At 70.2% G+C, this 4,227-nt stretch carries 4 protein-coding genes and 1 pseudogene; 3 read left to right on the plus strand and 2 right to left on the minus strand.

Translation table 11 applies throughout. The annotated features are described in order from the left end of the window. Nucleotides 1-267: 267 nt before the first annotated feature. The 3 genes and pseudogenes from I8N67_RS43605 to I8N67_RS40950 form a co-directional block, all read left to right on the plus strand. Nucleotides 268-456: pseudogene (locus I8N67_RS43605) on the plus strand (site-specific integrase); the annotation flags it as partial. Between the two features lie 79 nt (nt 457-535). Beyond that, nucleotides 536-1,450 carry a HipA family kinase gene (locus tag I8N67_RS40945; protein WP_200309390.1) on the plus strand — a complete coding sequence of 305 codons (915 nt, stop codon included), beginning with the start codon at nt 536-538 and terminating at the stop codon, nt 1,448-1,450. A gap of 32 nt (nt 1,451-1,482) precedes the next feature. Next, the gene (locus tag I8N67_RS40950; protein ID WP_200309392.1) at nt 1,483-1,746 is read left to right on the plus strand and encodes an Rdx family protein; all 264 of its coding nucleotides are present in this window, start codon (nt 1,483-1,485) and stop codon (nt 1,744-1,746) included. Nucleotide 1,747: 1 nt separating this feature from the next. On the opposite strand, the gene aceB is transcribed toward I8N67_RS40950, so the two are convergent. Continuing rightward, nucleotides 1,748-3,382 (minus strand): malate synthase A, encoded by a 1,635-nt coding sequence (aceB, locus tag I8N67_RS40955; RefSeq protein WP_200309391.1) that lies wholly within the window; start codon nt 3,380-3,382, stop codon nt 1,748-1,750. A 215-nt stretch (nt 3,383-3,597) separates the two neighbouring features. After that, the gene (locus I8N67_RS40960) at nt 3,598-4,182 is read right to left on the minus strand and encodes a nucleotidyltransferase family protein (protein ID WP_307835525.1); all 585 of its coding nucleotides are present in this window, start codon (nt 4,180-4,182) and stop codon (nt 3,598-3,600) included. Nucleotides 4,183-4,227: the final 45 nt, after the last annotated feature.

Genomic DNA, 4,227 nt, shown 5'->3' on the forward strand with positions numbered 1-4,227 from the left:
TCGAAACCGGGGTGTGACCAGAACTCCGGGATGAGCCTGGCGGGTGCCCGCTTATTGGCCAGGTGGTGTCCGGCATGTAGGCGACGTGAGTCCGGTCTGCGGCTTCCGCATGGAACAGGAGAAGGCAGGTCCCGATACTGCCCGCCGAGCGGCGGGCGAGAGGGAGTGCCCCAAGCGGCAGTCACTGCAAGGGGTCGAGTACCGACGCGGGACGTGCCGGCGGACCGGCTCGTAGTAGTGATGAAGCCCCTGTAACGGGGGTGGAGCGAAGGGGCGGAGTCCGTCGTGACGTTGGCGCGATGGCTCGGGCACTCCTCTCCGGCTATCACGCTTGGTTACTATGCTCACTTCATGCCGGAGGCCGGAAGCAAGGGGCGCAGCGCCATTGACGGACTGCTGGGGAGGCGGGGAGATGAGCATGCCGGTCGAAACTCCCCAGATTCTCCCCAGGGCTGAGCGGGGAGGTTTCCCCGGATTGCAAGGAGTTGGAGCGGGCCGTGGAATGTAAGGTGAATGGACTGCAAGGCCTTGGAATATGTTGAGAGAGGTCACTGTAACTCGCTATGTTGAGCCCCTGAGGGTGGGCGGCTCCGTCCCCGGTGTCGTCGAGGCCGACGACCTGGGCACCTACGTCGTGAAGTTCACCGGCTCCGCGCAGGGGCGCAAGGCGCTGGTCGCCGAGGTGATCGTGGGTGAGCTGGCGCGTGCGCTGGGTCTGCGGTTCCCGGAGCTGGTGCTCGCGCACTTCGACCCGGCGATCGCGGAGCACGAGCCGCACCAGGAGGTGCGGGAACTGCACGGCGCGAGCGCGGGAGTCAACCTCGGGATGGACTACCTGCCGGGCGCGAAGGACTTCACGCCGGAGGTCGCGAAGGCGTGCCGGGTCGCCCCGCTGGAGGCGGGCAGGATCATCTGGCTGGACGCGCTGACCGTCAACGTCGACCGGACCGTCCACAGCTCGAACCTCATGATCTGGCCCACGCTCGGCATCGCACCCCCGCGCCTCTGGCTCATCGACCACGGCGCGGCCCTCGTCTTCCACCACCGCTGGGACGCCTCGGACCCCACCAAGGCGTACGACTTCCGCCACCACGCCCTCGGCCACTGCACGCCCGACGTCCGGGCGGCCGACGTCGAGCTGGCGCCGAAGGTGACGGAGGAACTGCTGCGGCGGATCGCGGCGGAGGTCCCGGACGCCTGGCTGACCACCGAGGACGGCTTCACGTCGCCCGACGAGGTCCGCGACGCCTACGTCCGCTACCTCTCGGCACGCGTACGGGCCTCCGCGGCCTGGCTCCCCACCGACTTCCCCACCCGGGAGGAACTCGCCGCCGAGGAGGCACTCCGCGCGGCGAGGACACAGCGCGGCCGTCCGGACTGGCTCAAGCGGGTCCCCGACCTGCACGGCAAACCGGCGGCGGAACAGGATTGGTCGGTACACCTGGGATGACGGACACGCAAGGGGACCCGTGACGGGTCGAGATCGAGTACTGCACCCAGTGCCGCTGGCTGCCCCGCGCCGCCTGGCTGGCCCAGGAACTCCTGACCACCTTCGAGACCGAGCTGACGGAGCTGTCCCTCAAGCCCGGCAAGGGCGGCGTCTTCGTCGTACGCGTCAACGACGAAGTCGTCTGGGACCGCCGGGAGCAGGGCTTCCCCGAGCCCACGGCCGTCAAGCGTCTCGTACGCGACCGAGTGGCCCCGGGAAAGTCCCTGGGCCACTCGGACAAGCCGACCGAGGCGTGACTCAGCCCTTGAGCTGCTCGTATGCCGGCAGGGTGAGGAAGTCCGCGTAGTCGTCGTCCAGCGCGACGGTCAGCAGCAGGTCGTGGGCCTGCTGCCAGTGACCGGCCGCGAAGGCCTCCTCGCCGATCTCGGCGCGGACCGCGGCCAGTTCCCCGGCGGCGATCTCGCGGGCGAGTTCGGGGGTGGCCTTCACCGTGTTCCCCGCGTGCTCGAACTCGACGCCCGCGTTGATCCACTGCCAGATCTGCGAGCGGGAGATCTCGGCGGTGGCCGCGTCCTCCATGAGGTTGAAGATGGCGACGGCGCCGAGGCCGCGCAGCCAGGCCTCGATGTAACGGATGCCGACCTGGACGGCGTTGACGAGACCGGCGTACGTCGGCCTGGCGTCGAGCGAGTCGACGGCGATCAGGTCGGCGGCCTTGACGTCGACGTCCTCGCGGAGGCGGTCCTTCTGGTTCGGCCGGTCGCCGAGGACGGCGTCGAAGGAGGCCATCGCGATCGGGACCAGGTCGGGGTGGGCGACCCAGGAACCGTCGAAGCCGTCGTTCGCCTCACGGTCCTTGTCGGCCTTGACCTTCTCGAAGGCGACCTTGTTGACCTCCTCGTCACGCCGCGACGGGATGAACGCCGCCATGCCGCCGATCGCGTGCGCGCCGCGCTTGTGGCAGGTGCGGACGAGGAGTTCGGTGTACGCGCGCATGAACGGGGCCGTCATCGTCACCGCGTTGCGGTCCGGGAGCACGAACTTCTCCCCGCCGTCACGGAAGTTCTTGACGATGGAGAAGAGGTAGTCCCAGCGGCCCGCGTTCAACCCCGAGGCGTGGTCGCGGAGTTCGTAGAGGATCTCCTCCATCTCGTACGCGGCCGTGATCGTCTCGATCAGGACGGTCGCGCGGACGGTGCCCTGCGGGATGCCGACGTAGTCCTGCGCGAAGACGAACACGTCGTTCCACAGGCGGGCTTCGAGGTGCGACTCGGTCTTCGGGAGGTAGAAGTACGGGCCCTTGCCGAGGTCGAGGAGCCGCTGCGCGTTGTGGAAGAAGTACAGGCCGAAGTCGACGAGCGCGCCGGGCACCGGGGTGCCGTCGGCGTCGACGAGGTGGCGCTCGTCGAGGTGCCAGCCGCGCGGGCGCATGACGACCGTCGCCAGCTCCTCGTCCGGGCGCAGGGCGTACGACTTGCCGGTGCGCTCGTCGGTGAAGTCGATGTTCCGGGTGTACGCGTCGGCCATGTTCACCTGGCCGGTCACCACGTTCTCCCAGGTGGGCGCGGAGGCGTCCTCGAAGTCGGCGAGCCAGATCCGCGCACCGGAGTTGAGGGCGTTGATCGTCATCTTGCGGTCGGTGGGGCCGGTGATCTCGACCCGGCGGTCGTCCAGGGCCGCGGGGGAGGGGGCCACCCGCCAGGAGTCGTCGGCGCGGATCGCGGCGGTCTCCGGGAGGAAGTCGAGCGTGGAGGTGCGGGCGATCTCGGCGCGGCGCTCCGCACGGCGGGCCAGCAGCTCCCCGCGCCGGGGCGTGAACCGCCGGTGCAACTCGGCCACGAAGGCGAGGGCGGCGTCGGTGAGGACCTCGTCCTGGCGGGGCAGGGGCTCGGCGTCGACGATGGCCAGCGGGGACGGCGCTGGTGCGGACATGAGCTGTCACTTCCTTCAGCGGGCGTGGCACCGGGTGTCAGTCGACCCGGGTAGGGCTGTGAGCGCCTTCGGATCGAGGGGGCGCTTCTGAACAGTGGATAGTAGTTTCCTCATGGTGGAAGTTCAATGTTTGGTTGATGTCGAGATTCTTCGGATCGAGGCAAGGTGGCGCTCGGTGCCACCGCGCTCACGCAAGGTGGTCCGGTCGGGCCGGCTCATTCCAGGTGGACCAGATCGGCCTCCGTGTCGATGTCGTACGGCCGCGCCACGTCCCCGCACTCGACGAGCGTGATCGCGTCCGCGTGGGCCTTCAGATAGGCACGCGCCCCACGGTCGCCGGTGGCGGTCGCCGTGATGCCCGTCCAGTGCTCGGCGCCGAAGAGGACGGGGTGGCCCCGTTCGCCGTCGTAGGCGGCCGCCACCAGGGTGCTGCCGGGCATCGGCCCGGAGGCGGCGAGCACGCGTGCCACCGCCTCCGGGCCGATGCCCGGCTGGTCCACGAGCGAGACCAGGGCGGCCTCGGCGCCCGTACCGGCGAGCGACGCCAGGCCGGCCCGCAGCGACGAACCCATGCCCTCGGGCCACTCCGGGTTGTCGACCAGTACGCAGCCGGGCAGTTCGGCCCGTGCGCGTACGGTCGTCGCCTCGGCGCCCAGGACCACGTGGATCCGGGAGCAGCCGCCCTCCCGGAGGGCCGCGACCGCGTGTTCGACCAAGGGGCGGCCGTGGTGGGGGAGCAGGGCCTTGGGGCGGCCGCCCAGGCGCCGGCCGCCGCCGGCGGCGAGCAGCAGCCCGGCGATTCGGCCCGTGTCCTGGCCGGTGTCCCGACCGGTGTCCCGACCGGT

Source organism: Streptomyces adelaidensis, assembly GCF_016598475.1.
In the GTDB taxonomy this organism is placed as follows: domain Bacteria; phylum Actinomycetota; class Actinomycetes; order Streptomycetales; family Streptomycetaceae; genus Streptomyces; species Streptomyces adelaidensis.

Bases quoted from the DNA above. Each gene is read 5' to 3' on its own strand.
- I8N67_RS40945 (WP_200309390.1), top strand. From the start codon at position 536: ATGTTGAGAGAGGTCACTGTAACTCGCTATGTTGAGCCCCTGAGGGTG.
- aceB (WP_200309391.1), bottom strand. From the start codon at position 3,382: ATGTCCGCACCAGCGCCGTCCCCGCTGGCCATCGTCGACGCCGAGCCC.